Source organism: Paenibacillus sp. BC26, assembly GCF_900116125.1.
GTDB lineage: Bacteria > Bacillota > Bacilli > Paenibacillales > Paenibacillaceae > Paenibacillus_Z > Paenibacillus_Z lignilyticus.
The window spans coordinates 1,318,336-1,342,032 of record NZ_FPAD01000001.1 but is presented as its reverse complement, the minus strand read 5'-3'; the positions used below and the strand labels follow the sequence as shown (position 1 = coordinate 1,342,032).

The 23,697-nt window shown below is 50.3% G+C and carries 27 protein-coding genes; 1 reads left to right on the top strand and 26 read right to left on the bottom strand.

Annotated elements, in window-relative coordinates; all coding sequences use genetic code 11:
• Position 1 precedes the first annotated feature (1 nt).
• The 12 genes from BM412_RS05665 to BM412_RS05610 form a co-directional block, all read right to left on the bottom strand.
• Positions 2-421, bottom strand: a complete 420-nt coding sequence (locus tag BM412_RS05665; protein ID WP_177245673.1) for a VanZ family protein — start codon at positions 419-421, stop codon at positions 2-4.
• A gap of 13 nt (positions 422-434) precedes the next feature.
• Positions 435-1,010, bottom strand: a complete 576-nt coding sequence (locus BM412_RS05660; protein WP_091215053.1) for a hypothetical protein — start codon at positions 1,008-1,010, stop codon at positions 435-437.
• 38 nt (positions 1,011-1,048) lie between these two features.
• Positions 1,049-1,546: a GNAT family N-acetyltransferase gene (locus tag BM412_RS05655; RefSeq protein ID WP_091215052.1), complete on the bottom strand. Its 498-nt coding sequence runs from the start codon at positions 1,544-1,546 to the stop codon at positions 1,049-1,051.
• Between the two features lie 99 nt (positions 1,547-1,645).
• Entirely contained in the window at positions 1,646-2,125 is a 480-nt protein-coding gene (locus BM412_RS05650) for a TcaA NTF2-like domain-containing protein (protein WP_091215050.1), read from the bottom strand.
• A 32-nt stretch (positions 2,126-2,157) separates the two neighbouring features.
• A complete protein-coding gene (locus BM412_RS05645) occupies positions 2,158-2,628 on the bottom strand; it encodes a GNAT family N-acetyltransferase (protein ID WP_177245672.1) in 471 nt (156 codons plus the stop codon).
• A gap of 128 nt (positions 2,629-2,756) precedes the next feature.
• A complete protein-coding gene (locus BM412_RS05640; RefSeq protein WP_177245671.1) occupies positions 2,757-3,326 on the bottom strand; it encodes a GNAT family N-acetyltransferase in 570 nt (189 codons plus the stop codon).
• 51 nt (positions 3,327-3,377) lie between these two features.
• Positions 3,378-3,989 (bottom strand): LysE family translocator, encoded by a 612-nt coding sequence (locus BM412_RS05635; protein WP_091215047.1) that lies wholly within the window; start codon positions 3,987-3,989, stop codon positions 3,378-3,380.
• Between the two features lie 98 nt (positions 3,990-4,087).
• Positions 4,088-4,708, bottom strand: a complete 621-nt coding sequence (locus tag BM412_RS05630) for a nucleotidyltransferase family protein (protein ID WP_091215046.1) — start codon at positions 4,706-4,708, stop codon at positions 4,088-4,090.
• Positions 4,698-5,261: a pyridoxamine 5'-phosphate oxidase family protein gene (locus BM412_RS05625; RefSeq protein ID WP_091215044.1), complete on the bottom strand. Its 564-nt coding sequence runs from the start codon at positions 5,259-5,261 to the stop codon at positions 4,698-4,700. Before BM412_RS05625 ends, BM412_RS05630 begins: the two co-directional genes overlap by 11 nt.
• Positions 5,262-5,478: 217 nt before the next feature.
• On the bottom strand, positions 5,479-6,216 hold the full coding sequence (locus BM412_RS05620; RefSeq protein ID WP_177245670.1) for an alpha/beta fold hydrolase: 738 nt from the start codon (positions 6,214-6,216) through the stop codon (positions 5,479-5,481).
• A 13-nt stretch (positions 6,217-6,229) separates the two neighbouring features.
• Positions 6,230-6,709, bottom strand: a complete 480-nt coding sequence (locus tag BM412_RS05615; RefSeq protein WP_091215041.1) for an SRPBCC family protein — start codon at positions 6,707-6,709, stop codon at positions 6,230-6,232.
• A gap of 45 nt (positions 6,710-6,754) precedes the next feature.
• Positions 6,755-7,279, bottom strand: coding sequence for a GNAT family N-acetyltransferase (locus tag BM412_RS05610; protein ID WP_091215040.1), 525 nt, complete (start codon positions 7,277-7,279; stop codon positions 6,755-6,757).
• Positions 7,280-7,582: 303 nt separating this feature from the next.
• Between BM412_RS05610 and BM412_RS05605 the strand changes: the two genes are divergently transcribed.
• On the top strand, positions 7,583-7,675 hold the full coding sequence (locus BM412_RS05605) for a sporulation protein YjcZ (protein ID WP_090977881.1): 93 nt from the start codon (positions 7,583-7,585) through the stop codon (positions 7,673-7,675).
• Between the two features lie 74 nt (positions 7,676-7,749).
• Here the strand turns inward: BM412_RS05605 and BM412_RS05600 are convergent, their stop codons facing one another.
• From BM412_RS05600 to BM412_RS05530, 14 genes are all read right to left on the bottom strand, one after another.
• Positions 7,750-8,550 (bottom strand): Cof-type HAD-IIB family hydrolase, encoded by an 801-nt coding sequence (locus tag BM412_RS05600; protein WP_091215038.1) that lies wholly within the window; start codon positions 8,548-8,550, stop codon positions 7,750-7,752.
• 27 nt (positions 8,551-8,577) lie between these two features.
• Complete coding sequence (locus tag BM412_RS05595; protein ID WP_091215037.1) at positions 8,578-9,342, bottom strand: pseudouridine synthase; 765 nt, start codon at positions 9,340-9,342, stop codon at positions 8,578-8,580.
• Between the two features lie 139 nt (positions 9,343-9,481).
• A complete protein-coding gene (locus BM412_RS05590) occupies positions 9,482-10,270 on the bottom strand; it encodes an ABC transporter permease (RefSeq protein WP_091215035.1) in 789 nt (262 codons plus the stop codon).
• A 7-nt stretch (positions 10,271-10,277) separates the two neighbouring features.
• Positions 10,278-11,096, bottom strand: coding sequence for an ABC transporter permease (locus BM412_RS05585; protein ID WP_091215034.1), 819 nt, complete (start codon positions 11,094-11,096; stop codon positions 10,278-10,280).
• Positions 11,093-12,124: an ABC transporter ATP-binding protein gene (locus BM412_RS05580; RefSeq protein WP_091215031.1), complete on the bottom strand. Its 1,032-nt coding sequence runs from the start codon at positions 12,122-12,124 to the stop codon at positions 11,093-11,095. The genes BM412_RS05585 and BM412_RS05580 overlap by 4 nt, the downstream gene beginning before the upstream one ends.
• A 3-nt stretch (positions 12,125-12,127) precedes the next feature.
• Entirely contained in the window at positions 12,128-12,586 is a 459-nt protein-coding gene (locus tag BM412_RS05575) for a DUF309 domain-containing protein (RefSeq protein ID WP_091215030.1), read from the bottom strand.
• Positions 12,587-13,390, bottom strand: coding sequence for a GTP diphosphokinase (locus BM412_RS05570; protein ID WP_091215027.1), 804 nt, complete (start codon positions 13,388-13,390; stop codon positions 12,587-12,589).
• Positions 13,391-13,405: 15 nt separating this feature from the next.
• Complete coding sequence (locus BM412_RS05565; RefSeq protein WP_091215025.1) at positions 13,406-14,506, bottom strand: quinone-dependent dihydroorotate dehydrogenase; 1,101 nt, start codon at positions 14,504-14,506, stop codon at positions 13,406-13,408.
• Positions 14,507-14,852: 346 nt separating this feature from the next.
• Positions 14,853-16,265: a L,D-transpeptidase gene (locus tag BM412_RS05555; protein ID WP_091215019.1), complete on the bottom strand. Its 1,413-nt coding sequence runs from the start codon at positions 16,263-16,265 to the stop codon at positions 14,853-14,855.
• A 107-nt stretch (positions 16,266-16,372) separates the two neighbouring features.
• The gene (locus tag BM412_RS05550) at positions 16,373-17,983 is read right to left on the bottom strand and encodes a stalk domain-containing protein (protein WP_091215016.1); all 1,611 of its coding nucleotides are present in this window, start codon (positions 17,981-17,983) and stop codon (positions 16,373-16,375) included.
• 20 nt (positions 17,984-18,003) lie between these two features.
• Entirely contained in the window at positions 18,004-19,887 is a 1,884-nt protein-coding gene (locus BM412_RS05545; RefSeq protein WP_091215013.1) for a FecR family protein, read from the bottom strand.
• Positions 19,884-21,791 (bottom strand): CHASE2 domain-containing protein, encoded by a 1,908-nt coding sequence (locus BM412_RS05540; protein ID WP_177245669.1) that lies wholly within the window; start codon positions 21,789-21,791, stop codon positions 19,884-19,886. The genes BM412_RS05545 and BM412_RS05540 overlap by 4 nt, the downstream gene beginning before the upstream one ends.
• Before the next feature lie 187 nt (positions 21,792-21,978).
• The gene (locus tag BM412_RS05535; RefSeq protein WP_091214960.1) at positions 21,979-22,215 is read right to left on the bottom strand and encodes a ferredoxin; all 237 of its coding nucleotides are present in this window, start codon (positions 22,213-22,215) and stop codon (positions 21,979-21,981) included.
• Positions 22,216-22,281: 66 nt separating this feature from the next.
• Positions 22,282-23,568 carry a DNA polymerase IV gene (locus BM412_RS05530; RefSeq protein WP_091214957.1) on the bottom strand — a complete coding sequence of 429 codons (1,287 nt, stop codon included), beginning with the start codon at positions 23,566-23,568 and terminating at the stop codon, positions 22,282-22,284.
• Between the last annotated feature and the right edge of the window lie 129 nt (positions 23,569-23,697).

The following is a 23,697-nucleotide window of genomic DNA, read 5'->3' as shown; positions in this document are numbered from 1 at the left end:
GCTAGCTCACCCGCCTCCGAATCAAGCTGTAGAGTCCCGCTCCGACAAGCACTCCCACCGTGTTCAACAGAATATCATCAATATCGAAGCTGCCTCGGTGAAGAAGCAGCTGCAGCAGCTCGAGCATGAACAAAGCTGCGATGCTAAGCAGCGTTAGTCGTACGATTCGAATACGGTATAAATAAGGAATTGAAAGTCCGAATGGGACAAACACCGCCACGTTGCCTACGATATTAACGAGCCAGTGGGTAGGCGTAAAGCTGTCCGCATGATCGAAATACAGTCTGATCGTCCGCATCGGAACGAGATTATAGCGGTAGCCGGACCACTGCGTTCCCGAGCGGCCAAAGCCGATAAACATCCAATATAAAAGCAGCATTAAGTAGAGTATTGTAATAAGGCCGACCAGTTTCTTCGCCATAAAATCCGTCCTATTAATCGACATCGACAATTTTCCAGCCGGTATGATTCACATTCGAAAGAGCATAGGCATGCACCTGGTCATCCGCCTTATATGCAAAGACTCGCATAATTTGATTCGAAATACCAGGCTTCTTATAGGTTGTTTCTCCTTGATAGGTTAGCTTGGCATACGAGAGTTCCGGTTGTGAAAGGATGGTATCGATAAACCATTTCATTTGCTCATTATCGGCAAAATAGTCGTCCCATATTGGGGCTGAAGCTTCTGGTTTTGATTGAACCGTATGTAAATAATTAAAAAAGAACGCAATGACATCACCGGGAATTTCCTTATCAATGAGCGCCGCTTGCTCACTTTCCTTGGTAAGCTGCTCTTTCTCTGCCGTTAATGCCGCAACCTTACCTTCCGATTCCATCAGCCGGGCGGCGAGCTTGTCGCTTGCTGCCTGCAAATCCGTTAGCTGCTTCTGCTGAGAAATGAGCTGCTGTTCCAGCTGTTCCGACTTGTCGGTGCAGCCGGCAGCTGCTATCAGAATTACGGCTGCAATTACAAAGCTACTTGCGATGCTTTTTGGATTGCCTCGATTCATGCAGCATCCCGCCCATACAAGTCATTTTCGAATGCGCGTTACCTCAATAGCTTCTGAAAGGACGCCAAGTCAAGCCAGCGGTCGAATTTGTACGCAATTTCTTTATAGCATGCAACTTGTTCGTAGCCGAGCTTCTTGAACAACGCCATACTGCTGTCGTTCTCCGTGCAAATTAGGGCTACCAAGGAATGAAACTTCAATTCCCTCGCAACACCTTCAATAAACTCCATGGCTTCACGGCCAATTCCTTTACCGGTAAATTCCGGATTCAGATAGATGGTTACATCTGCCGTCACATTAAACGCCGGGCGCTTCTTATGCTGCGTCAGCAGTGCATACCCCGCATATTCCCCATTCAGCTTCACAATATAGGAACGATAGATATCGGCCGTCGGCTCGATTAACTGCTTCATCTGTTCCGAAGAATACGGAAACATATCGAACGAAACGGTCGTATTTTCCACAAAATAATTGTAGGTCCCGCGCACTTGTTCCAAATATTGGTCCGTATAGTTCTCAAACGCTAGTTCTCTCATGATAGTTGCACCTCGTAATTCGAATCTAATTTAGTTGCAAGGAAGGCAGGCAGACCGCTCCGTTGGAGCTGCCACCTGCCCGCCTATGTTTTATTCATTCTATTCCCAACGTTCAATGCTGTAAACCTTGAACGACTTATTGCTCGTATTCTCGGTAACCGTATAGATCCAATTGTACTCATTGATAGAGGAGCGGCCATCCGCATAATAGATGCCTATTTTTTCGATGATATAAAACTTGTATTCACCGTTGATTTTCTGGATGTTCATAATTTGATAGCGAATGAGCTTTTCTTTAATATTCTTATCGCTTAGCCGTCTAACCAGGCTTTCTTGCTGCTTGTAGAGGGGGCCGGCCGGATCCAGCAGTCCTTCCACCAGAGAGAATCGTTTCTTATTGATAGCCTCAACCATCGATTCTTCATAAGCGTTCATGACGCGATTGGCGCCCGTCTCTTGATAGTCGATTGGGTCCCCGGTAACCGGCCCTTGATCATTATCAGGTTTTTCTTTCGCTGTACAGGCGCTAAGCAGAAGAAGTAAGCTTAGCAGCAAGCAAAGCGTCGCCGTTCTGTACATGTCATGTATGCTCCCGTCTTCTAATTTCGTTGTCATCCATCTAAATCGACGGTTCGTTCATAAATCATAATGTCTTTACCATCAGGCAGCACGGCAGGTTTAACGGGTACACAGCCATTACGCTGCCAGAAAGCGTGAGCTGCCGCATTCGAAGCCAGTACACCGAGCCTGTGGGAGATTATGCCTCGTTCTCGCATTATGGTATCGTATAGTTCCAGCGCAGCTTTTCCGTAACCGCGGCCTTTGTAGGCCCCATGAATAACAAGCAGCCCAATCCACGGACAGGAGTCATTGGGGTTAATCATAACAAACTCGAGAATACCGACAGCGTTCCCTTGCTCGCGGATGATATATCGTTCAGCTCCGACATGCTCCGCATCTTTCAAATCAGCGGCAATGTCTTCTTCGTTCAGCTGCTCTTTATCTTTGGAAATGAAATTAAAATACGGATTGGAGTTCAGTACCTCAAGTTCACTTGCTATATGTTCATGCGTTGATTTCATCAGTGAGAGCATGTCAACATTACCTTCGCTTCCTGGTTATCAAACTAAGACACGTGATCTATTTTAACACGAAATTGGCTGCAACAGGAATGCCCTTAAGATGTATTCTCTCGCTCCATCGATCGTTATTACTCTTCCCAATAAGGATTCAGCAGCACCATATGTATATGGTCCTCCCATACTCCGTTTATTCGGAGGTAATCGCGCGCCAGCCCTTCTTGCTTGAAACCAAGCTTCTCCACCGCTCTGAGAGAAGCGGTATTTCGCGGCATAATATTCGCCTCGATGCGGTGCAAATTCAACTCTTCCCATGCATAAGCAATCGTATGGGCCAACGCTTCTTGCATATACCCTTTGCTGCGCTCCGCAATATCCATCCGATACCCCAGGTGACAGGATTGGAACGCCCCTCTGACGATATTGTTAAGGGTGATCGTCCCTATGAGATCCCCTCGCGGCTGATCGTTTTTGCAGATCCAGAACTTTACGCTTTGCCCGCTGTGAATGCTTTGCATATCGCTTTGTACAAGCTGTTTCTGAAACTCCATCGTATAATATTCGTCGCTTCTGGCCGGTTCCCATGGAATAAGCGCTTCTTTGTTCCGCATGACAAATTCATGCGCTTTCGAAATGTCGGATTCGTCAATCATCCGCAGCGTCAGATGTTTCGTTCGCAGCATGACATTTAATTTGTTCATTGGTCCATCATCCTTCATGTTGCTTTGTTGATTACATAGGGTGTCGTGATATTACGACGAGAATACCTGATAGAGTGAATATACCCCGAACGCCAGTAAGACGGACGCCGAGATTTGATTGATGACGCGCATGGCGCTGGCATTCAAGGTTTGCCTGATAGCTCCGATGATCACGCTCAAGAACAACCACCATATCATAGAGCCTATAAACACTCCGAGTACAAGTGATACCGACTCCGCGGTTGAAGACTGCATGATGTTAAGCCCTGCAAAAATACCAAGGAACGACAAGATCGTCATCGGATTTGTAATGGTCAGCAAGAAGGTCGTAATATAAGCCGCTGCAGCATTGCGACTCATTCGCGGTTCTGCGCTGGCATCTGCCGCGCTGGATCGGAAGGATTGATAGCCCAAATAACAGAGGAATAACCCGCCGATCAATCGAATCCACAGCTGCTGTGCGACTAACCCGCTCGTAATCGCATCGAATCCGAAAGCAGCAATCAGCCCATAGATGCCATCGGCTGTCGCTGCTCCCATACCGGCAATCGCGCCATACAGGCGGCCTTGATTAATCGTTCTCTTCATGCACAAAATGCCGATCGGTCCCACCGGTGCCGCAATCGATAATCCGATTATCATTCCTTTTATAACCATGCTCATTTCGTAAGACCCCTGTATCTATCTGGATGTATATATTTTTAAACTTATTCTTATTGTAACCGAAAATCATACCCATGAGCATCTACTTCCCATATATCTCATTCCACGACGATTAACTTCGGCCAGAGCGTGCGCCAAGCTTTCCGCCCAATACGCTCCAAATAATAGGCTTTATCTTCAAAATAGCGGCTTTGCCTCACCTGCATCCGGAATAGATCGGATAATCCATTCGGGCAGCACAGCTCCAATTGACCGAGGTTATCCAGGCGGGCACCGATTGAAGTGACCGTCTCCGGCCAGCGCATGAGTGCATCCTCCGTTGAGAGATACGGTAAACTGCCGTTACGAATATGCATTCTGGCTTGATTCTTGACTGACCATTTCACATTTCCGGTGCCGCTCACTAATTGATGCTCTATTTCCCGGTCCTTCTCTTCATCGAGATGCTCCGGATCAAAGTAAACGACATCAATATCATCATGCGTCGCCCGGTAAGGATAACCATGCAGATGATCCCAAACCATATTACGGATGTAACCCGCTGCAATGTAACATTGCGGAAGCCGTAAGCCGGATACGATCTGAAGATCATGCATGATGGATTCATTTTCCCGCAATATCCGCTTTAACTGTTCCGCGAGCTCAGCTTCATTGTCCAAGTCGAGTTCTTTATGCAGCTGAATATCACTGCTTGGGATGCTCCTACTATCACTCTTCATCTGTTGCCAGCTCCGCCCCTATTGGTGTCAGGTAGCCGTCCATGCTGGTGCTGTTCTTGTTAGCGCGATATTGCACCAGCTTCTCTTCTCCTTGGTTAGCCGCCCATTTGAGAAGCAAATCGCGTTCACCCTCATACGAATAATACGGGATACTGAAGCCGCAAGAAGTTTTCACAATATCGATATCAGCCACGATAATTTGCCTGTAACCGGGGTACAATTGGAACGGCGCCGCTGTCTCCTCCCACTCCGGGGAGCTTGGAAGCACAACGCGACCTGTGCCATACAGCCTTAGAATGAGCGGCTTCCCTTCAAAGGCTACGAACATAAACGTAATCCGGCCGGTAGCCGTCAGATGAGCGCTCGTCTCGTTCCCGCTTCCGGTCAAATCCAGGTAAGCCACTTGATTAGGAGACAAAATGCGGAAGGCATCATGGCCTTTCGGAGACAGATTGACATGACCTTCAGCAGCGGCCGTACCGACAAAGAACATTTTCTGATTCGAAACAAACTCGGCATGCTCTGGCAGAATGGATGAATAGGCAGTTCCCACATGATCACCTCTATGAATTAGTCGTCCTCTTGCGCTTGTTCTTGCTTGCGCCTTGCTCGCAGATCCCGCTTCAAGGCCTCTTTGCCCGCGTCACGTCTCGGTGGTTTCGGCAATTTGTTGTTTATTTCAATTAATAAGATAACTATGAAAATGAGTAAAATGACAATTACAACGTTCATATTACCGCCCCCATGCTCCTACAAACGTTAGCTCTCCTTCATACAACATTTACGGAATCCCGAGCATTCAAAAAAGCGCGGATCGCCTCGTAACAACCCTCTCTCTCCGTCCCCATTAGGTCATGGCCAGAGCGATGAAATTCCTCCACTTTCAGAAGCCTGAACTTGTTTCGATATCGCTGCATGTCTAAATCCTTAATTAACGATCCTTCCAGTGTTCCCCGCAGAATGAGTGCCGGCAACGGAGACGGAGAATCGAGCGCAACAAGCCGGGATTCGCGCTGAATGCCCCACACGGCCTCTGTTCGGATATTCGAGGTCCGCTGATACGGAATCAAATAATCATGGATGTATTCATCTGCCCAGCCGCTTGGCATTTGACGATGCTCCGGCGGATAATCGCCTAACAGGAGAGAGCGAATATGTAGTTCGTTAGGAGCGGCGGCGCAGCCAAGCGCATAAGAGGCGCCTCTCGAATGACCGAACAGATGAAACTGCTGTAGTCCGAGCGTACGAATGACGGCTTCAATATCACTCCTATGCTCATCCAAATCATAGCCGCGTTCCGGCGTGTCACTATTCCCCCTGCCTCTGAACGAGAGGACTATGCAACGTCTGGGCAGCAGAAATTCGAGTAAATCGATATATTCTTCCGCCGTTTCCGATAAGCCGGGACATATAAGAAGGGGAGCTACGTCTGAATCTGCGAGGTTGTTTGAATCAAAATAATGAATGCGAACTCCGTCGTTATCAGCAAATCCACCTATGAATCTCACGCGCATCTCCTCCTCACAACCCAATTTCATTCCCTTCCTTGCGCTCTTCCGCGATGCGTTTCACTTGTAAATTCCGATCCTCAAGGAATCGACGCATATATCGTTTCAATACAAGCCGTTCCACAGCCCAACCGAGCGGGCCAAGCGGGGCGGCAAAGGTTAATCGATCTTTCATAAGCGTCTTGCCTTCTACCGTTTCGAGCCTATGTTCATGGCGCAAATACTTGAAAGCGCCTCGCTGCGTCTCGTCCACAAAGAAATACGGGGCGCGAAATTCCGTAATTTTCGAAGTCAGCCTCTGTCTCACGAAGAAGTGGGTAGCTTCGAAGGTGACCGTCTCGTTTAGTCCGATCGGACCGCTTGTTACCCCGGCGACTGCTTTCTCCTTCGTATGCTGCCATACGGTGCGGGTATGCACATCGATATCTCTGGCTAAGTCAAAACACACCTCAATAGGTGCGTCGATCAGTACTTCCGTTTCTACAGTTACCATTGCGAAGTCACCTCGTTCATGATTGCCGGAACGTTTCTATTGCTTCTAGCTGCTAAAGAAAGCATCAGGGTATCTCAATTCTCCACCCTGCAAAGCCAGTAATGCACCATCGGTCAATTCTATTGCCATGAATACTTCATCCGACACTTCAAACTGTTTGAGTACAAGTCCGAATGTACGTGCTTGCCGAAAACCGAATCGAGGATAATAGTCCGGATGCCCAATAAGCAGCACGCCGAGGTATCCAAGCTCGCGGCTGCGCGATAACCCCTCTTCAATCAACTGTTTGCCTGCACCTTGCTTCTGAAACGCGGGAAGAACCGCAATCGGGGCGAGCACGATGACTTCATGGACCGTATCCCCTGCTACGATGCTCGCTTTACTGAATAATGCATGGCCGACTATGCCCCCCTCCGATTCGGCAACCAGAGATAAAGACTCGATAAATGAATCCGACTTCCGAATGCGCTCCACCAGCTTGGCTTCATCTTCCCGGTTGCCGAAGGCTTCCACATTCACCTGCCACACCGCTCCATGATCGGCTGACGTTTCCGTACGTAACGTGTTCAATCCGTAGGTTCACTCCTCATCTTTTAAAAGACTAATCATTCCCACTAATTACCTGTTTTCCTAGCATACTTGACCACTCCGCAAACGTCTATAGGCATTGTAACGCCATCATCTGTCTCGGGTACTACTGTCTCAAACCAAAGACATTCTCCCTAAGGCAAATGCCCAATTGTGAGCGAACGAGGGCATCTGTCCAATCGTTGTACCTCAGTTTTCATACAATACTGTATACCGAGTGCCAAGAAAACCAACCACGAGTTGCACAATCTGGCGCCGGAAATTACCTTTAAGGGAGGAATTTGCATGTCCGGTATGCACGGAGGCTTTACTTCTGCTGGCGTGATCCTGGTACTTTTCATACTGCTGGTCATCGTATCCCGCGGGTTTATGTACTAATCCTGTAGGAATATAGCCACGATCTGATATGCAAAAACCGTCGAGGGACGTAAGCCCTTCGACGGTTTTTCATGTTATACGAACGCATACGCTTGTAAAGCAGCTGCAACGCCATCTTCTTCGTTTGAACGTGTAACGACATCCGCCGATTCCTTCACACCGTCCGGTGAGTTGGCAACCGCAACGCCGAGCCCCGCAAACTTCAGCATACCCACATCGTTGAAATAGTTGCCGATTGCCATGACCCGGCTTGGATCGACACCTCGCACTTCGGCCAGCTTACGCAGCGCCGTTCCTTTGCTTGCTTCCTTGTGCTGTACATCGATGAAATAGTCGCCGCTGCGGATATGCTGCAGCCCATGCTCCCAGCCATTCCACTCCGCCTCAATGAGATTGAGATCTTCAATGCTGCCGAACAACGTAAACTTCACAAGGCCATCCGGCAACGGATCCTTCGGATCACGCATGACCGGCTTAGCTTCGTACTTCCTGTACATTTCCGCCGCTTCCGGGCTTATCCCTTCCACCAACATGTCAAATGCGGTATTAATGTCAAAATGATGGCCGCCTTGCAAGCTGTAATCACGGAAACGAGCGACTTCAGACGCGTCAATGCTATATTGGTGCAGCACTTTACGCTGCGCCGCATCAATGGTTGCAGCACCATTGTGAGTAATCATCGTGCCCGATAACCCGAGTGCATCCAGTACAGGAAGCGCATTAGCCGGCCCCCTGCCTGTGCATAAGACGATTTCCGCGCCTCGCGCGTGAGCTTCTCTGACGGCCTCTCTCACGGCAGGCGTCAGTACATGATTGTCCGTTAGCAGCGTTCCATCAACATCCAGTGCGATAATATCATAGTTTATCTTTCCCATCCTGATGTCAGCCTCTCTTTGTCTCAGTTAATCTTCCGATGCATCTGCCTTCTTATGGACGGATTGCAGCTGCAATAATTCTTCTTCTGTGAGCGGACGATAGGAGCCAAGCGGCAATTCCGGATCGAGCTGCAGCGGTCCCATGGCATTGCGGCGAAGATAGATAACCTTCTTGCCGACGGCTTCGAACATCCGCTTGACCTGATGAAATTTGCCTTCGTGAATGGTCAGGGTGATCCGGCTATATACGCCGTCTTCCTTGGTTTCCTTCTCGCCGATGACAAGCTCTGCCGGCATCGTCTCATAACCGTCATCCAGTGTTACGCCGGCAGCGAATGCCTCTTGATCGCGCGCATCCACGTCACCGTGTACGATTGCCTCATACAGCTTCGGAACATGCTTCTTCGGGGATAACAGATCATGTGCGAGCTTCCCATCGTTGGTCAGCAGCAGCAATCCCTCCGTATCCTTATCCAGCCGGCCGACCGGAAACGGCTGCAGCACCCGATCCTCAGGATCCAATAAGTCAATTACCGTGCGGTCCCGCGTATCCTCCGTCGCGGAAACAACACCTTGCGGTTTATGCAGCATGACATAGATCGTTTCGCGGTAGATTACTTCCTCTTCATCGAAGCGTACTGCCGCTGCCTCCGGATCCAGCTGCAAACCAAAATCTTTGACCACCGCACCATCCACGGTCACTCTTCCCAGCTTCACGGCTCGTCTGATTTCACTGCGCGTTCCAAATCCCATATTTGCCAGCAGCTTATCCAGCCGCATACGTTTCGCCATTCCCTTTACGCCTCCAACATCCTTCATCTTCAACCATTGTATAATAAAGCCGCTATCTTGACCAACACCTGCCCTATTTCTCCCCATCCAAACAAAACAGCCCCCGTCTGCAAACTACCGCAAACGGGGACTATCCTTTTTAACTGCTTGCGCTCGTATAAGCCCGCAATGCCCGCTTCCATAACAATCGAGCGGCCAATAGAAACAGCATAGCCAGCAGCAGCGCGCCAATTGCGTGCGAAGCGTCGAAGCGGCCGATCAACGCCTCAGCCGGAACCGTCGTCACGAGTCCGATTGGCAAGACATATAAGAGTGCGAGGCGCAGAGCTCCCTTATAGACGCTTACCGGATAACGCGAGGTCTCGAATAACGAACCGAACAAGAACGCCAAATTGTCGACCTTCACCGCCCAGAAGGACATCACCATCATGCCTGTCCATAATGCATAGATAATGACGAGCGATGCCATAAACAGCAAACCGAACATCACAACACCGCCAAAGCTTGGCAGTCCCATTAACCGCCATACGGCATAACCGGTCAACCCAAGTCCTAAACCAATATCGGCGAAACGCCATAGCACGATATGCCGGAAGCTGACGAAAAACTGGCTGTCCACCGGTTTCAACAGGACGAAATCGAGCGTCCCTTGCCGGATATGCGCAACCAGCCGCGACATATTCGGCTGCAGAAACAGCTCCACGAAACCATGAAGCGCATTGAATACGCCAAGAAGGGCAAGCACCTCATCAAAGGACCAGCCGCCGAGCGAAGGAGAACGATAGAAAAACAATACGACCGTCAATATCGACATCGCCAGCGAAAACAAGGTAGAGCCCAAGTTTGCCGCGAAGTTAGCCCGATACTCAAATTCTTCTGCCAGGCACGCATGGAAGAATGTCCGAAACAATCGATAAGCCCGCCTCATGTCCGCATCATCCTCCCGACGCTCCGTATCGTTTAAGTCCTTGCCGCCACATGACACGGAATAAGAGCAGCAATGCGAGGAGCCACCCCAGCTGCTGTGCAAAGCCAACTATGATTTGCTGCGGCTCTCCCTGCAATCGACCTGTAAGCAAATCGACAGGGAACGCAACCGTTACATAGAAAGGCAAATACTTCGCCGCATAGGTAACCCAATCCGGAAACATCGACAGAGGCGCGATCCGCCCGGATAGAAACAGATGAACGCCTTCATATAAGGCATAAATCGCAGTCGCCCGATTACTCCAGAACGCCAGCAGGCCGAACATGTATCCGATCATAAACCGCAACGCCGACGAAAGCGCAACAGCGAGCAGCACCAGACCAAACGTGCCAAGACCAACCGACGTGCGCATGGAAGGAACGAATAAGGCAAGGACAAGCCACGACGGAATCATCAGCGCGGCGAAAAATACTTTGTAGACGAGATTTCCGTTAATGCTCCAATGAATCGGATGAAAAGGCCGAAGCAGCTTACCGGAGAAGGTGCCCTGCCGGATATCATTATCCAGCTCGTAGACATCCCACGAACGCGTGAGCCGGTCTACGACCAGCACCGCGCAGAAATAGAGCACATAATCCGACGCTCGATACCCGGCAATGGAACCGCTGCCGCTGAGCGATGTCCATACGGCCAAGCTGACAAGCGGCTGTACAAACGCACCGAACATCCAGATCAGACTCTCGCTGCGATAGGCCATCATGATCGCCCAATCCGCTTTGAATACGACCGCATACTTACGCCAGAATGCCCCTGCCGCAAGCATCATACCCCAATCTCCTTCGGCAGCCGAGCCTGCTCCTGCTGCGGTTCTTCTACATTCGCATAGGCCATTCCGATGACCGATTCCAACGAAGGATCTTCGATCGTCAAATCGACGACCGGCAGCGAAGTGAGCAGCTTCGCCGATAAGCCGGTCACATCCTCGCGCGGCGCTTCCACTTCGAGCTGCGGATAGGCATAGGATACAAGTCTTCCGCCGCCGCTGCGTACCGCGGCCTCAACGGTTTCAGCCGCAACCGGGTCACCTAATACCAAGGCAATCCGCTTGTAAGGCGAGAAGCGATCAATGAGCTTGCTAATCGCACCGTCATAGAGGAGCTTGCCATGATTGATGACCAGCACCCGCTCGCATAACGCGGACACGTCTGCCATATAGTGGCTTGTCAGTAGAATCGTCGCTTTATAATCTCGGTTATAGGAAGAAATAAACCTGCGCATCGCTTCCTGCATATTCACATCGAGTCCGATCGTCGGCTCGTCGAGAAATACCAGATCGGGCCGGTGCAGCAGAGCGGCTACCAGCTCGCATTTCATTCTTTCCCCCAGTGACAGCTGCCGTACCGGCTTATCAATCACTGCCGAGAGATCAAGCATTTCCGTAAAATAATCAATCCGCTGCCGGTAATCGGCCGGTGCGATATCATACACTTCCTTATGAATCAGAAATGTCTCTGAAGCCGGAATGTCCCAGATCAGCTGGCTTTTCTGCCCCATTACGAGGCTCACGCGTTTCTTGAACGCATTTTGTTGCTGAAACGGAATAAAGCCGCCTACTTTGATCTGTCCCGAAGTCGGATGCAGAAGACCTGTTAGCAGCTTCATTGTCGTTGTTTTACCCGCCCCGTTCGGCCCAAGAAATCCAACAATCTGTCCCTCCGGAATATGAAAATCGATACCGTCTACCGCACGCACTTCGCGATATTCGCGATGCCATAAGCTTCGAAGGGAAGCGGCAAAGCCGGGCTTCCTGACATGAACGCGGTACACCTTCGTTAACCCCTGCACATCAATCATCGGTTAATCCTCTCCATGAAGACGAATTTCAAACGGAATTTCCGCAAGCGCTTTCGCAAGTTCGCGCAGCCGGACATCGAGCACAACAAGGCGGAAAGGAGCAAAAGCAGGCGGCGCCTCACCAGAGGACGCAGCCCCTCGCTCCTGCCACGCTCGAAGCGGTGCCAAGCTTTGGCCGATGTCAGCCCGAAGCTGCTTTAAGTCCAGTCCCATCAGCTCGTCCGGATAATGGACAAGCTTGTTCTCCGCCTGCGTGAACAGCTTTACCGCTCCGGAGAAATTGTCATTGCGGAAGTGGTGCAGACCGACTGCCGCCTGCAGAAGCCCTTGATAGAGGACGTTGCGGCCCTCCTCGAGCCACAGTTCCTCCATCACTTCATGGCATTCGAAATAATCTTCATCTACATTAAACAGCACTACAAAGTGAACGAACCTCTCATCATACGCATGATCCGTTCCCACTTAGGTCGTGCCGCCTTTCTTCGCCCGATTGATCGCTGTACGAACTTCATCGGACAGCATCCGGATCCCATAAGCGTCTTCCTGCTCCCATAGCTCGTTAAACCGCAGCTGGAACTGAACGGCTTCGCGAACGCGATGGAAGAAATACAGCTCCTGAATATCGCTAAGTACACTGGATACCATATTCGACTTCTCTTCGAATTCCCGCTGCGCGTTAAGAATTTCTTTGTGAATGCTCGACATTTCCGTATCCAGCACCGATGCCGCTTCAGCTGCTTTCTTCAGTCGATCGCGCACCTCATCCGGTAAGCTCTCTTTATATTTATAATTGAGCGAGTGTTCGATCGTCGCCCAAAAATTCATAGCCAGCGTACGAATTTGAATTTCAGCCAATACTTGCTTGAGCCCGATTGCCGTTTGAACCGGGTACTCGATAATCATATGGTAGCTTCGATAACCGCTGTCTTTGAAATTCGTAATATAATCCTTCTCGTAGACAAGCTTCAAATCTTTGCGCAACCGAATAAATGACGCTACGCGATGAATATCATCGACGAATTGACACATGATGCGGATGCCCGCTATATCTTCAATGCCCGTATCGATATTCTCCATCGGCACCGACAACCGCTTCGCCTTCTCCAATATACTGGAGATCCGCTTCACCCGGCCGGTTACGAACTCAATCGGCGAATAAGCTTCCCTGTTCTTGAGTTCCGTGCGAAGCGTCTTCAGCTTCACCTTTAATTCTTCTACCGCTTGCTCGTAAGGCTGCAAAAAAAGTCCCCAGTCTCTACCGTCCATCCGGCCGCCTCCTGTCTAAGACCGATGATCTGCTCCTACTGCTTCAATAATCGACTTAAATCCATCTCTGCGCAAGGCATCTTTCAGCCCGTCCGCAAGTTCGCGCAGCAATTCCGGCCCTCGATAGATGAGTGCCGTGTAGATTTCAACAAGACTTGCACCTGCGCGAATTTTATCGTATGCATCTGCCGCGGTAAAGATGCCGCCTGATCCAATAATAGGCAGTTTGCCGCCTGTTTGTCGATATACCTCGCGAATGACCTCCGTTGATCGGTCCTTCAGCGGCTTTCCGCTTAAGCCGCCCGTTTCTTTAGCATTCGCATGCTGCAGGCCATCTCGGCTGATTGTCGTATTAGTAGCTATAATACCGTTAACGCCGCTCGCTTTAATCGTATCGACTGTATAGCCGAGCTGCTCGTCCGTCATATCCGGTGCGATTTTGACCAAAACCGCCTTGCGGGTACCGCCGTTCTTCTTCGCTTGAACAGCCATTTCTTCCATTACGGTCGACAATAGAAGTCTCAATTCATCACCATGCTGCAGCGCGCGTAAATCCGGGGTGTTCGGCGAACTGATGTTGACGACAAAGAAGTCGCCGTATGTATATAAGGCTTGCAAGCAAGCACGGTAATCCTCGTGAGCGAGTTCGTTCGGTGTTGTTTTGTTTTTTCCTATGTTGACGGCTATCGGTATACGTCTGTTCGTATCCTGTGCCAGTCTTGCTGCCATCGCAGCCGCACCTTCATTATTAAAGCCCATTCGGTTAATGAGCGCTTCATCGGAAGGTAACCGGAACAATCGCGGGAGATCATTGCCGATCTGCCCTTTAGGTGTAACTGTACCTACCTCTGCAAATCCGAAGCCGATATTGGCAAACATATCGACAGCCTTTGCATTCTTATCCAGTCCTGCCGCAAGTCCGATCGGATGGGCAAAATGGAGGCCAAACAGATCGACTTCAAGCTCCTTCGCTTCCGGCACACCGTACATCGCACGCATCAGAGCCGGTATTCCAGGTACTCGGCTTGCGGAATGCAGGCCATCGATGACCATATGATGGGCTTTCTCGGGGTCCATTCGGAAGAAATAAGGCTTGGCCAATTTTGAATACAACAACGTAACTCACTCCGTTCTTCGTGTTAGCTCTACCGAACAGTTTAACGTGTTGGAAGGGAAAAAGAAAGAGCCTGCCGCGGCTTTCCTGCGTGCAAGCCCCCTATTTACATGCGGCAGAGTAGTTGTATCCAAGCAAGAAAACGATTACAATAAGGGTACAAACCCACTTATAGTAAAAGAAAGGTTGATCCACGTGAGCCAAGCCAAGAAGAGACCCCCAATTATGAAGAGCAAGCCCAAGGAACAAATCAATAAGAAGGCGCTCATTTGGATTGGATCAATTTTCAGCGTTGTCGTCATCGTGATGGCTGTGCTGCTAATTCTTGATAATAAATAGCATCTCGCATTAGGTTAACCAACGATAAACAACAGCGGTGTTCGTCTCGTCCTGCACCGGCTTCAAGCGGAAACGCTCAGCAGCCGGAGTCGCAGCGCCGGGGAGGACATCGTTTTTTATTTCTACCTTTGTTCCGAGCGGCACCAGATCATACAACTCCTCCAAATCCTTCTTGTTCATCCGCACGCACCCATGTGACTCATCCTTCCCGATGCTATCCGGTTCATCCGTACCATGAATCGCGTATAGGGTATTGGAGAGCGTCATGCCGCGGCTTCCGAATTCGCCGTCATCCCGGCCGTTCGGATTTTTCACCTTCTCGCTGATGAAGAACTGACCTGACGGTGTTTTCTTACCGCCAAGGCCTACCGTATAGCTGCGAACAATAACATCACCGGAGACGACGGCTAGCTGATGGCTGTCCTTATCTACAATAATCGATAAAGGTTCTTCGGAGAGCTTCGACTCCGACGTATTCGCTGCGGTGGATTGGGAGGCAGAAGTGGAATCGGAGCTTTCGCCTTCTGCTTTGCCTGCATGCGAATCATCATCTCCACTTGAGGGTTTGCCGGCTCTTCGTTCCTTCGCTGCCTGCAGCAACTCAGGAAACAGCTTCTTCATCTGCGGGGATGTTCCTGACAGGACATTATTCGGGTACGAACGCGTCAGATCATCCATGCCGGTAGGCCAAGACTTCGTTCGATCGTGATAGTGTGCAATCGCACTTGCCAGCGTCCAGCGCATTTCCTGCTCGCGGCTCCACTCGCTATAAGCTTTGAAGGCCGAGGATGCGTTTCCCGGCTGACAATCGCAAGTTTGACCATCAAGGAGTCGGACCGCGGCCGCCTCCGCTTTCCCATCCCGCTTCGCCTCAGCCAAAATGCGAGTCTCCCCGGTCCATTTGCGCCATTTCCCGTCCTGCTGCAGCATGACGGCTAATCCTGTTTGCGATGCATTCCCTTCGCCTGTTAATAGAGCCCCCAGTGCATTTCCTAATGTTTTCTCCCTTGCCGGTTTAATGAAGGCCACTCTAAGCCCATTCTTCGCAGCTGCCGGCGACTTCACTTGGACGGTTTCCTTGCTGCTATCCTGCTCTGCCTCATCCTTGGCCATACCGAAGGGTGCTGCCAGTATAATCCCGAGAAAGACTACGGAAGCAACGGAGATGCGGATCAAGAGCCGGCTAATCCTTCGCTTCTTGTTCCACTGCTCGAGGATCACACTCGGATCATGAGCCAGCTCATGCTGTTTGCGTTCATAGGCTTCATACACGCTGCCGGACTGCAGAAAACAGTAGTTGGCTTTTGCTTCCTTGCCTTCTTCCATATATTGTTTGCCAAGCAGATACCATGCCATTCGATTGGTAGGATGGTTCTGTACGTAGCGCTTCAAATAAGATTTATCATTCTGATCCTCAAACATGAAACTGAACCTCCGATTCTTCGCATTGTTGTAGCTACTATATCGGCAAAAAAAACTGTACGGTTTGCACCGTACAGCTTTTTTGTGAAAATTTTAATGTTCGTCCTTTAGAACTTCTTATTGCGCAGCAGGACTGCCCGGGTATCGGATAACCACTGGACATCAAGTCCAAGCTCCTCCGCGAAGAAACGGACCGGCAGGAACAATCTGCTGTCTGACGTGAACGTTGCTGAACGAAGCGTCAATGTTTCAGTCGCCCCGCTCGAAAGCTTCTTCATGATTTGAGCTGAACCGCTCTTTACCGTATAGCTGACACCATTGTGCTCCAGAACGGCCGATCCACCTGCATATTTCACTTTGAAACCAAGCTTCTCCGTCAACACTCTAAGCGGTACGAACGTTGTACCGGCCTTAATGATCGGTGCTACATCGGCATCCAGCACGTTCTGATGATACAGCAAATGGATGCGTCCATCCGCTTTCAACTGCCCCGGAACCGTATAGGGGATCACAACTCGAATCGTATTACTGCCTGCATCGGCAATTGCGAATGCGCCGTTTTCCATCAAGGCAACATCGGTCGGCCGATTTAGCGTCGCATTTCCCGCAACTCCGCTGGTTCTGCCTTCTTCTCCGGGTGTACCTGCAATTGTGGATACCATGCCTTTATACAAATACCGGATAACATGATTAAGCGAATCCGCAATCAGCACGCCGCCTTCCGGCGTAACGGCCAAACCACGGGGTGTTTGGAACTTCGCACTGGCTGCATTTCCATCCGCATATCCCCCTGCACTGTAAGGATCGTTGGTTTGGTAGTTGATTGCAGTTCCGGTTACGCCGCCTGCAACGGTCGTAACCGTCTGTGTTTTGAAATCAATATAACGAATGCGATTATTGCCTGTATCGCTTACATATAAATTGCCTTTCGCATCTAAAGCAAGGCCGCTTGGTTCATTAAACTTCGCTTGACTGAGCGGGCCGTCCTCATAATCGCCGACTCCTTCAACGACACCGGGGAAATACTCGACAATACGCGTAGAAGCCGCGTTCAACGTCGTCACTTTACCTGCTTTGATCTGGCGAATGACATGATTTAGCGTATCAGCTACATAAATGACCCCATTACCCGAAACGGCTACATCCAGCGGATGATAGAAGCGAGCTGCTTCACCACTGCCATCAGCCGAACCCATTACCCCATTACCGGCAATCGTGATTACTTTACCTTCATTCGTAATTTTGCGGATTGCATTGTTCTCTGCATCCGCAACATATACGGCACCGCTCGCATCTTCAGCTAAACCGGACGGACGATTAAATGCAGCTTCCGCAGCGGAACCATCAAGCAAGCTTCCAATCGGCGAGTTAAGCTCGTCGTCTCCGATGTAAATCCCGGCTGCTGTTGCTGTCTGCGAAGGAGTTACAACGCGCAAATTCTGATTACGGGAATCTGCCACCAAGAAGGCATCCGCGCCGGAGTCATACAGCAGCGAGGTCGGTTCACGAAATGCTGCAGCAGCGGATTTGCCGTTTGTCAATTCAGAAACGCCGGTGCCTGCTGCCGTATAGACTTCATAAAGCGGTTTGTTTCTGAGCACGGAATCGGCCGCAGCAGCGGCGGATGTGGATGAAGCAGCATGCACGCTGCCGCTGAACGAACCAAGCAGTACAGCCGCTGCAAGTGTCAACGCGGCTGTTTTCTGTTTATTGATCATGAGATGCTTTTCCCCTTACGTCAATTTTTGGCGGGTTTAACTTGAAGCGTCAGCTCCGGCCCTTTAACCGTTGCCACCGGAGCACCGGCAGCATCTACGGCAGTAATGGACTTGATCCGAAAATGAACCGGTGCTGCCATTGTATCCGGACCAATCTCTTCATTAGCAGGCAGTATCGCTCTGACCAAGAACGGCAGCTTCACGACCGATGCAGCATTCGTGATTTGAACCGAATCCCCTGCGAATTTCGCAACCGTATAAACTAACGTATTGCTAGTTTCGCCTTCCACGATCCGGTAGTCGTCTACACTGTTAGCGCCGGTTACATGCTGTCCATCAGGCTCCACTACGAAGCCTCCGCCGCCTGAACGGTAATTCAGCGAAGTGGATACGCCATCAAAGCTGCTCGTATCGAAAGCGGCTGTCCATGCATCGTACTCGATCTCGATTTGATAACCATTGATTTTACGTGAATCGCTAAAACCGCTGAACTCGACTTCAAGATCGACTGCTCCTGTAGGACCTGAAATAATGAGCGGCGAGGTAGCATAGCCTACTTGGCTGAATTTCAAGCTGGCAAGTGCATTCGGTGTTATAGTCCCGCTATTACCGCCGCTTGAGCTATCTTCTTTGATGGGCGGTTTCTCGATTTCTTCGCGATTGGCATTAAACTTATCCTGTTCGGCTTTCGTCAATTTCTCGAAGTAGAGCTGCTCCAGCTTCTTCGTGAACTCTTCCAAGGCTTTCCTATTCTCTTCTGCGATCTTAGCCTGCTTTTCTCGTGCCTTCTTTACGGCCTCTGCCAATTTATCCTTCTGCTCTTGAAGCTGCTTCTCTTTGGATTCGCCCAGCTTCTTCTGCTTCTCCTTTAGCTCTTCGGCTGCTTTCTGCTTCAGCTTATCCGCTTCCGAGAGTTTCAGTTCGGCAACCGTGTCGAGATCCAGCAGCTTCTCTTTGGCATCCTTATTGATTTGATCGATTTGGGACTGATCGATCTTTTGCTGTTCCAACGCTTCGCGAGCTATGAGCGACAGGAGGTTCGTCAGATTATTGGCCGCAGCCTCCAGATCCTCTTCCGAATTAATCGTCCCGCCGAAATTATCCTTGCTCGCGGCTTCGCCCAGACTGTCTTTGGCTTTCTGCAGCATTTCATCTTGTTCCTTGCGAATGTTAGCTGCGTCCGCCAAGATAGCTTTGATGATGTCCGGAGATGCTCCATTAATGAAGTTGGTAATATCCATAATCGAAACGGAAGTCGTCAGCCCTTGTCCGTCTGCGTTGTTGGCTTCATCAAGCTGCTCCGACGGGTACAACGTAACCGTGTTATCCTTCGCCGGTGTTCCGTCGGTCTCAAGACGAATACCGCCGGTAATAGCCTCAATTACTCCCGCTGCCAAGAAAACGCTCGTCAGCCCCGTTCTCGGATTGACGCCGACATAGAACTGCGTGCCGCGAACGCCCATGATGGAGGTTGGCGTTTCCACTTCGAATTGATCATTCGCATTCGATACGGATTTCACCTTCACCCACAGCGAGCCCGCCCACACGCTCATCTTGGTTTTGGTACCGCTGGATTCCTTTAGTTTCGTGAACGTAACTTGTGAGCTGGGACCGATCGTAACGCTGTCCTTGTCCGCATCATCGCTCGCCAGCTGGAGTACCACACTACCGTCTTTACTTGTGGCAATCTGGTCGCCTTCATTTAAACTCATGTTTTTAAATGCCGCGAACGGTTTGGCTCCGCCTGATTTAAGAACCGTAACGGAACCTTTCATCGAATCGACAATGGCAACGCGCATCACTTGAGCCGAGGCTTTGCCTGCACCCGCAAAAAAAGATGCCGGCCCGATCGCGAGCAGCAAGCATAACATCGCGAGCAGCCTGCGGTTGTTTGTGCTGATCATGTTCCTACTCTCCCTTTCAGCTGATCATTCATGATCGCTTCCTTAATCGTTGTTTCCGTCTGCGTATGTTCCTCGGCCTCGCCTAACACTTCCGTAACCAGGACAGGCCGCTCTTTCCCTTTCACCTTCACTTCGCCGATGGATTGCGTAATGAACTTCCCTTTTACCCGAGCGAGTGTTTCTTCACTGATCAGAATTTGCCCTGGCTTCGCATTCGACTCCAACCGCGCCGCCAAATTGACGGTGTCGCCTATCGCCGTATAATCAAGCCGAAGCATCTGAGAGCCGATGTTGCCGACGACGGCAGGGCCGCTGTTCACGCCGACGCCGAAACGAACGGGCACGCCGATCTCTCGCAGACATCGTTCCTCGAGCTCCGCTGATTGGCGTTTCATCTCCAGTGCCGCACATACGGCGAGCTCAGGATGGTTGGGTTGCGTAATCGGTGCTCCGAAGATTGCCATGACACCATCGCCGATGAATTTATCGAGCGTGCCGTTCCACTTGAACACAGCCTTCGTACAAATATCCAAATATTCATTTAGCACTTGAATGACCTGCTCCGGCTCCAGCTTCTCTGACATCGGAGTAAAGCCGCGAATGTCGACGAATATAACGCTGATGTCGCGGCGTTGACCGCCTACCGTCACTTCCTCGCCGGAAGCAAGCATTTCATCCACGACCGTTCTCGGTACGAACCGGCCGAATATATTCGTAACCCGGCTGCGCTCGCGTCGTTCCGCAAGATAATGGCTGACGACGGACCATATGAAGACCGTAGTTAAGGCCAAGAACGGATATGTAAAGGTAATAAATAATGATTTAAGCTGATAGAGCTCGATCCACACCAATATAAATACGGCTGCAAGCACTCCGTATACCGCGAACGCTTTATTGCCGGTAAACCGTTCAAACAGAATCGTAGAAAGGAATGTCAGTAGAAAAATCAAAGCGTAGTTCACCATGGGACTTGCTTTGGTCGAGAATTTCCCGGCAACCAGCGATTGAATCATGTTCGCATGAATCTCAACCCCGTACATCTTCAGCGTCGTGCTGAGCGGAGTAAAATACTCGTCCTGCAGGCCGGGTGCGTAAGGTCCGATCAGAACAACATCGCCTTGATAGTAATCCGCGGGAATGTTTCCTGACAGCACGTCGAAGAAGGATTGCGAATCATATCCTGTTGCAAGGCTCATCTCTTCGCGAGGCTCCGTGTAGAACTCCGTGGCAATCTGATTGCGGCTGTCAGCCGGAATCCACTGCTCTCCGCGGTACCAGCCCTGCTTCTCCTCATTCCACGCGATTTGATGCTCTTGATCCAGTAAATAATTAGCCAGCTTCACGCTGAAAGCCGGAATTACTTGAGCTGTATCATCTTTCAGTCCGATCGTCAGCTTACGGACAGTACCGTCTTTATCCTGCAGTACATTGATATGTCCTAATTGATCCGGCCCTGCTTCAATCGTCTCGGCAGGATAGGAAATCGATTCCGTCTCCAGTTCGCCGGCTTCATCTTGTCGGGCCTTGAAGTTAAAGACGACAGGTAAGATGACATTGGGGTACTTCTTCATCGTTTCCGCCATCAGCTTATCGCTCTCCGGATCATTCCCCGGCTCTGCCAGCACGACGTCCAGCGCGATCGCTTTGGCGCCTGCGTCCGCCAGCATCGAGATAAGCTGTGCATAGAGTCCGCGATCCCAGGGGAATTGCCCTAAATTGTCGAGCGAGGCTTGGTCGATTTTGATGAGTTTAATGTTCACATTCGGTGCACGATCCGCATCTGCCTTCTGCATGATCTTATCTTGTAAAACGGACTCTACCAGTCCCAGTGTGCCTCCAGTTCCCAAACTGCTTAGAAACGACCAGAACAAACAGATCAACAGCCCGAGGGCTGTTGTAATCAACCACTTTCGCCTAAGCATATTTTCCCCCTAGTTCCCCGAAAATCAGTAAATTTTTCCTAGTAATCTTCCTTCTATTCTAGTTCACTTCCAGAAGAGAAGGCAATATAAACATGTCGAAACAACAAGAAAAATCCCACCTCTTGTCGAAACAAGAAATGGGATTATTCTTCAATCCTATTTAGCCGAATTAGTTATTAAAAGGAGCGTCTGCGATTTTGATGGAATCCGTCGGGCAGCCGTCTGCCGCGTCTTGCAAATCATCATATAGATCCGATGGGATTTCTGTGTTGCCGTGGTTACCGTCGCTGCCGAAAATAACCTCTGCTAGACCTTCATCGTCGTAGTCATAAATGTCCGGTGCCGTTGCTCCGCATGCTCCGCAAGCAATGCACGTATCTTTTTCAACCCAAGTAAACTTCGACATCGTATTCCCTCCTATTAATTGTAAGCCAAGAAACTTACGATTGTGTGGTTTTTTAGCGAACAACCCTCACTCATCACTATATAACATATGCTCGTCTGTTTGCAAGGATGTCCCCCTAATTCGTTTGTTGCGAATTAATGCCGACGGGTCGTCTCCCAGCATGCCCGCTGTAAGCACCGCATCCTCGCCAAACTTATCGCGAAGCATATCCATAGCCTTCGTTAAAGCGGCTTTCTTAGGCTGTTCTTTATATTCGAACAAGTCTAGCTGAACCGCCGTTTCAACCTGCAATGATAGATTCTGCAGCGTAATTCCCAGAAGTCTTACAGGCTCGCCGAGCGGCCAGTGTTTATCGAATAGTTTACAAGCTTCCTTATGAATATCTGCTGCGGAATCGGTTGGAACTGGAAGTGTAATCGATCTGCTTACCGTTGTCATATCCGGTTTGCGGATGACGATCTGTACAGTGGAGGCCATCATTTTCTGATGACGCATTCTGCGGCCGGTTTGATCAGCCAGATTCAGCAGTATTCGATGCACTTCCGGGCGGTCTTTCACGTCTTTAGGCAATGTCGTCGTATGTCCGACGGATTTGTTCCGTTCTCTGGCCGCATTGACCGGTGAATGATCATATCCGTAGGATGCCGACTTCATCCATGTACCGAGTACGCCGAAATGTTTCGTCAGCATGACTTCGTCGGCTTCTGCCAATTGCCCGATTGTTCGTATATTCAGTTTCGTGAGTTTGTCGGCCGTCTTCCGTCCGATACCGAACAGCGAGTCACAGGGTTTATCCCACAGCAGCTTCGGCACATCACGAATTCGGAGCACGGTGAACCCGTTCGGCTTCTGCATATCGGAGGCCATCTTCGCCAGCAGCTTATTCGGCGCTACACCTATCGAGCATGGAAGGTTCCATTCGCTGCGAATCCGTTCCTGAATGGCGTGCGCAATCTCCAGCGGTTCACCAAATGCGGATGAGCCCGTTATATCCATATAGCATTCATCGATAGACATCGCTTCAACTAATGGTGTGTACTGCCGGGCAATCGACATAAACCCGCGAGAATAGGTCCGGTACAGATCAAAGTCAGGGCGAATGAGTATCAAATCCGGGCAGCGCCGCATCCCTTCGCGTACCGTCATCCCCGTCTTGACCCCTTGCTTGCGGGCCGCATAGGAGGAAGTGACGATAATGCCTTTGCGCAGCTCCACGCTGCCGGCGACCGCTGTTGGCTTTCCTTTATATAGATGCGGTTCTTCCGCTTCATGCACGGAGCAATAGAATGCATTCATGTCCAGGTGCAAAATAATGCGGTTCTTGGCAGCTGGTTTCTGATGATCCGTGGGCATGACCGACTTCCTCCTATTCCGCAGAAAATGCTTCTAGTCTCAGCATACAATTGCCGATAGAGGCAGTCAACTTGCGGCATAACGGGCGCGTTAACCTAACATTTACGCACCGCACAAGTAATGCTATAA

Coding starts and splice junctions, on each gene's coding strand:
- BM412_RS05580 (WP_091215031.1), bottom strand. CDS start 12,124: ATGATTGATGTGCAGGGGTTAACGAAGGTGTACCGCGTTCATGTCAGG.
- BM412_RS05585 (WP_091215034.1), bottom strand. CDS start 11,096: ATGATGCTTGCGGCAGGGGCATTCTGGCGTAAGTATGCGGTCGTATTC.
- BM412_RS05645 (WP_177245672.1), bottom strand. CDS start 2,628: ATGAAATCAACGCATGAACATATAGCAAGTGAACTTGAGGTACTGAAC.
- BM412_RS05615 (WP_091215041.1), bottom strand. CDS start 6,709: ATGGTAACTGTAGAAACGGAAGTACTGATCGACGCACCTATTGAGGTG.
- BM412_RS05550 (WP_091215016.1), bottom strand. CDS start 17,983: ATGATCAATAAACAGAAAACAGCCGCGTTGACACTTGCAGCGGCTGTA.
- BM412_RS05630 (WP_091215046.1), bottom strand. CDS start 4,708: ATGAAGAGTGATAGTAGGAGCATCCCAAGCAGTGATATTCAGCTGCAT.
- BM412_RS05650 (WP_091215050.1), bottom strand. CDS start 2,125: ATGTACAGAACGGCGACGCTTTGCTTGCTGCTAAGCTTACTTCTTCTG.
- BM412_RS05635 (WP_091215047.1), bottom strand. CDS start 3,989: ATGAGCATGGTTATAAAAGGAATGATAATCGGATTATCGATTGCGGCA.
- BM412_RS05665 (WP_177245673.1), bottom strand. CDS start 421: ATGGCGAAGAAACTGGTCGGCCTTATTACAATACTCTACTTAATGCTG.
- BM412_RS05545 (WP_091215013.1), bottom strand. CDS start 19,887: ATGATCAGCACAAACAACCGCAGGCTGCTCGCGATGTTATGCTTGCTG.
- BM412_RS05640 (WP_177245671.1), bottom strand. CDS start 3,326: ATGAACAAATTAAATGTCATGCTGCGAACGAAACATCTGACGCTGCGG.
- BM412_RS05555 (WP_091215019.1), bottom strand. CDS start 16,265: ATGTTTGAGGATCAGAATGATAAATCTTATTTGAAGCGCTACGTACAG.
- BM412_RS05655 (WP_091215052.1), bottom strand. CDS start 1,546: ATGAGAGAACTAGCGTTTGAGAACTATACGGACCAATATTTGGAACAA.
- BM412_RS05535 (WP_091214960.1), bottom strand. CDS start 22,215: ATGTCGAAGTTTACTTGGGTTGAAAAAGATACGTGCATTGCTTGCGGA.
- BM412_RS05605 (WP_090977881.1), top strand. CDS start 7,583: ATGTCCGGTATGCACGGAGGCTTTACTTCTGCTGGCGTGATCCTGGTA.
- BM412_RS05600 (WP_091215038.1), bottom strand. CDS start 8,550: ATGGGAAAGATAAACTATGATATTATCGCACTGGATGTTGATGGAACG.
- BM412_RS05530 (WP_091214957.1), bottom strand. CDS start 23,568: ATGCCCACGGATCATCAGAAACCAGCTGCCAAGAACCGCATTATTTTG.
- BM412_RS05595 (WP_091215037.1), bottom strand. CDS start 9,342: ATGGCGAAACGTATGCGGCTGGATAAGCTGCTGGCAAATATGGGATTT.
- BM412_RS05570 (WP_091215027.1), bottom strand. CDS start 13,390: ATGGACGGTAGAGACTGGGGACTTTTTTTGCAGCCTTACGAGCAAGCG.
- BM412_RS05590 (WP_091215035.1), bottom strand. CDS start 10,270: ATGAGGCGGGCTTATCGATTGTTTCGGACATTCTTCCATGCGTGCCTG.
- BM412_RS05660 (WP_091215053.1), bottom strand. CDS start 1,010: ATGAATCGAGGCAATCCAAAAAGCATCGCAAGTAGCTTTGTAATTGCA.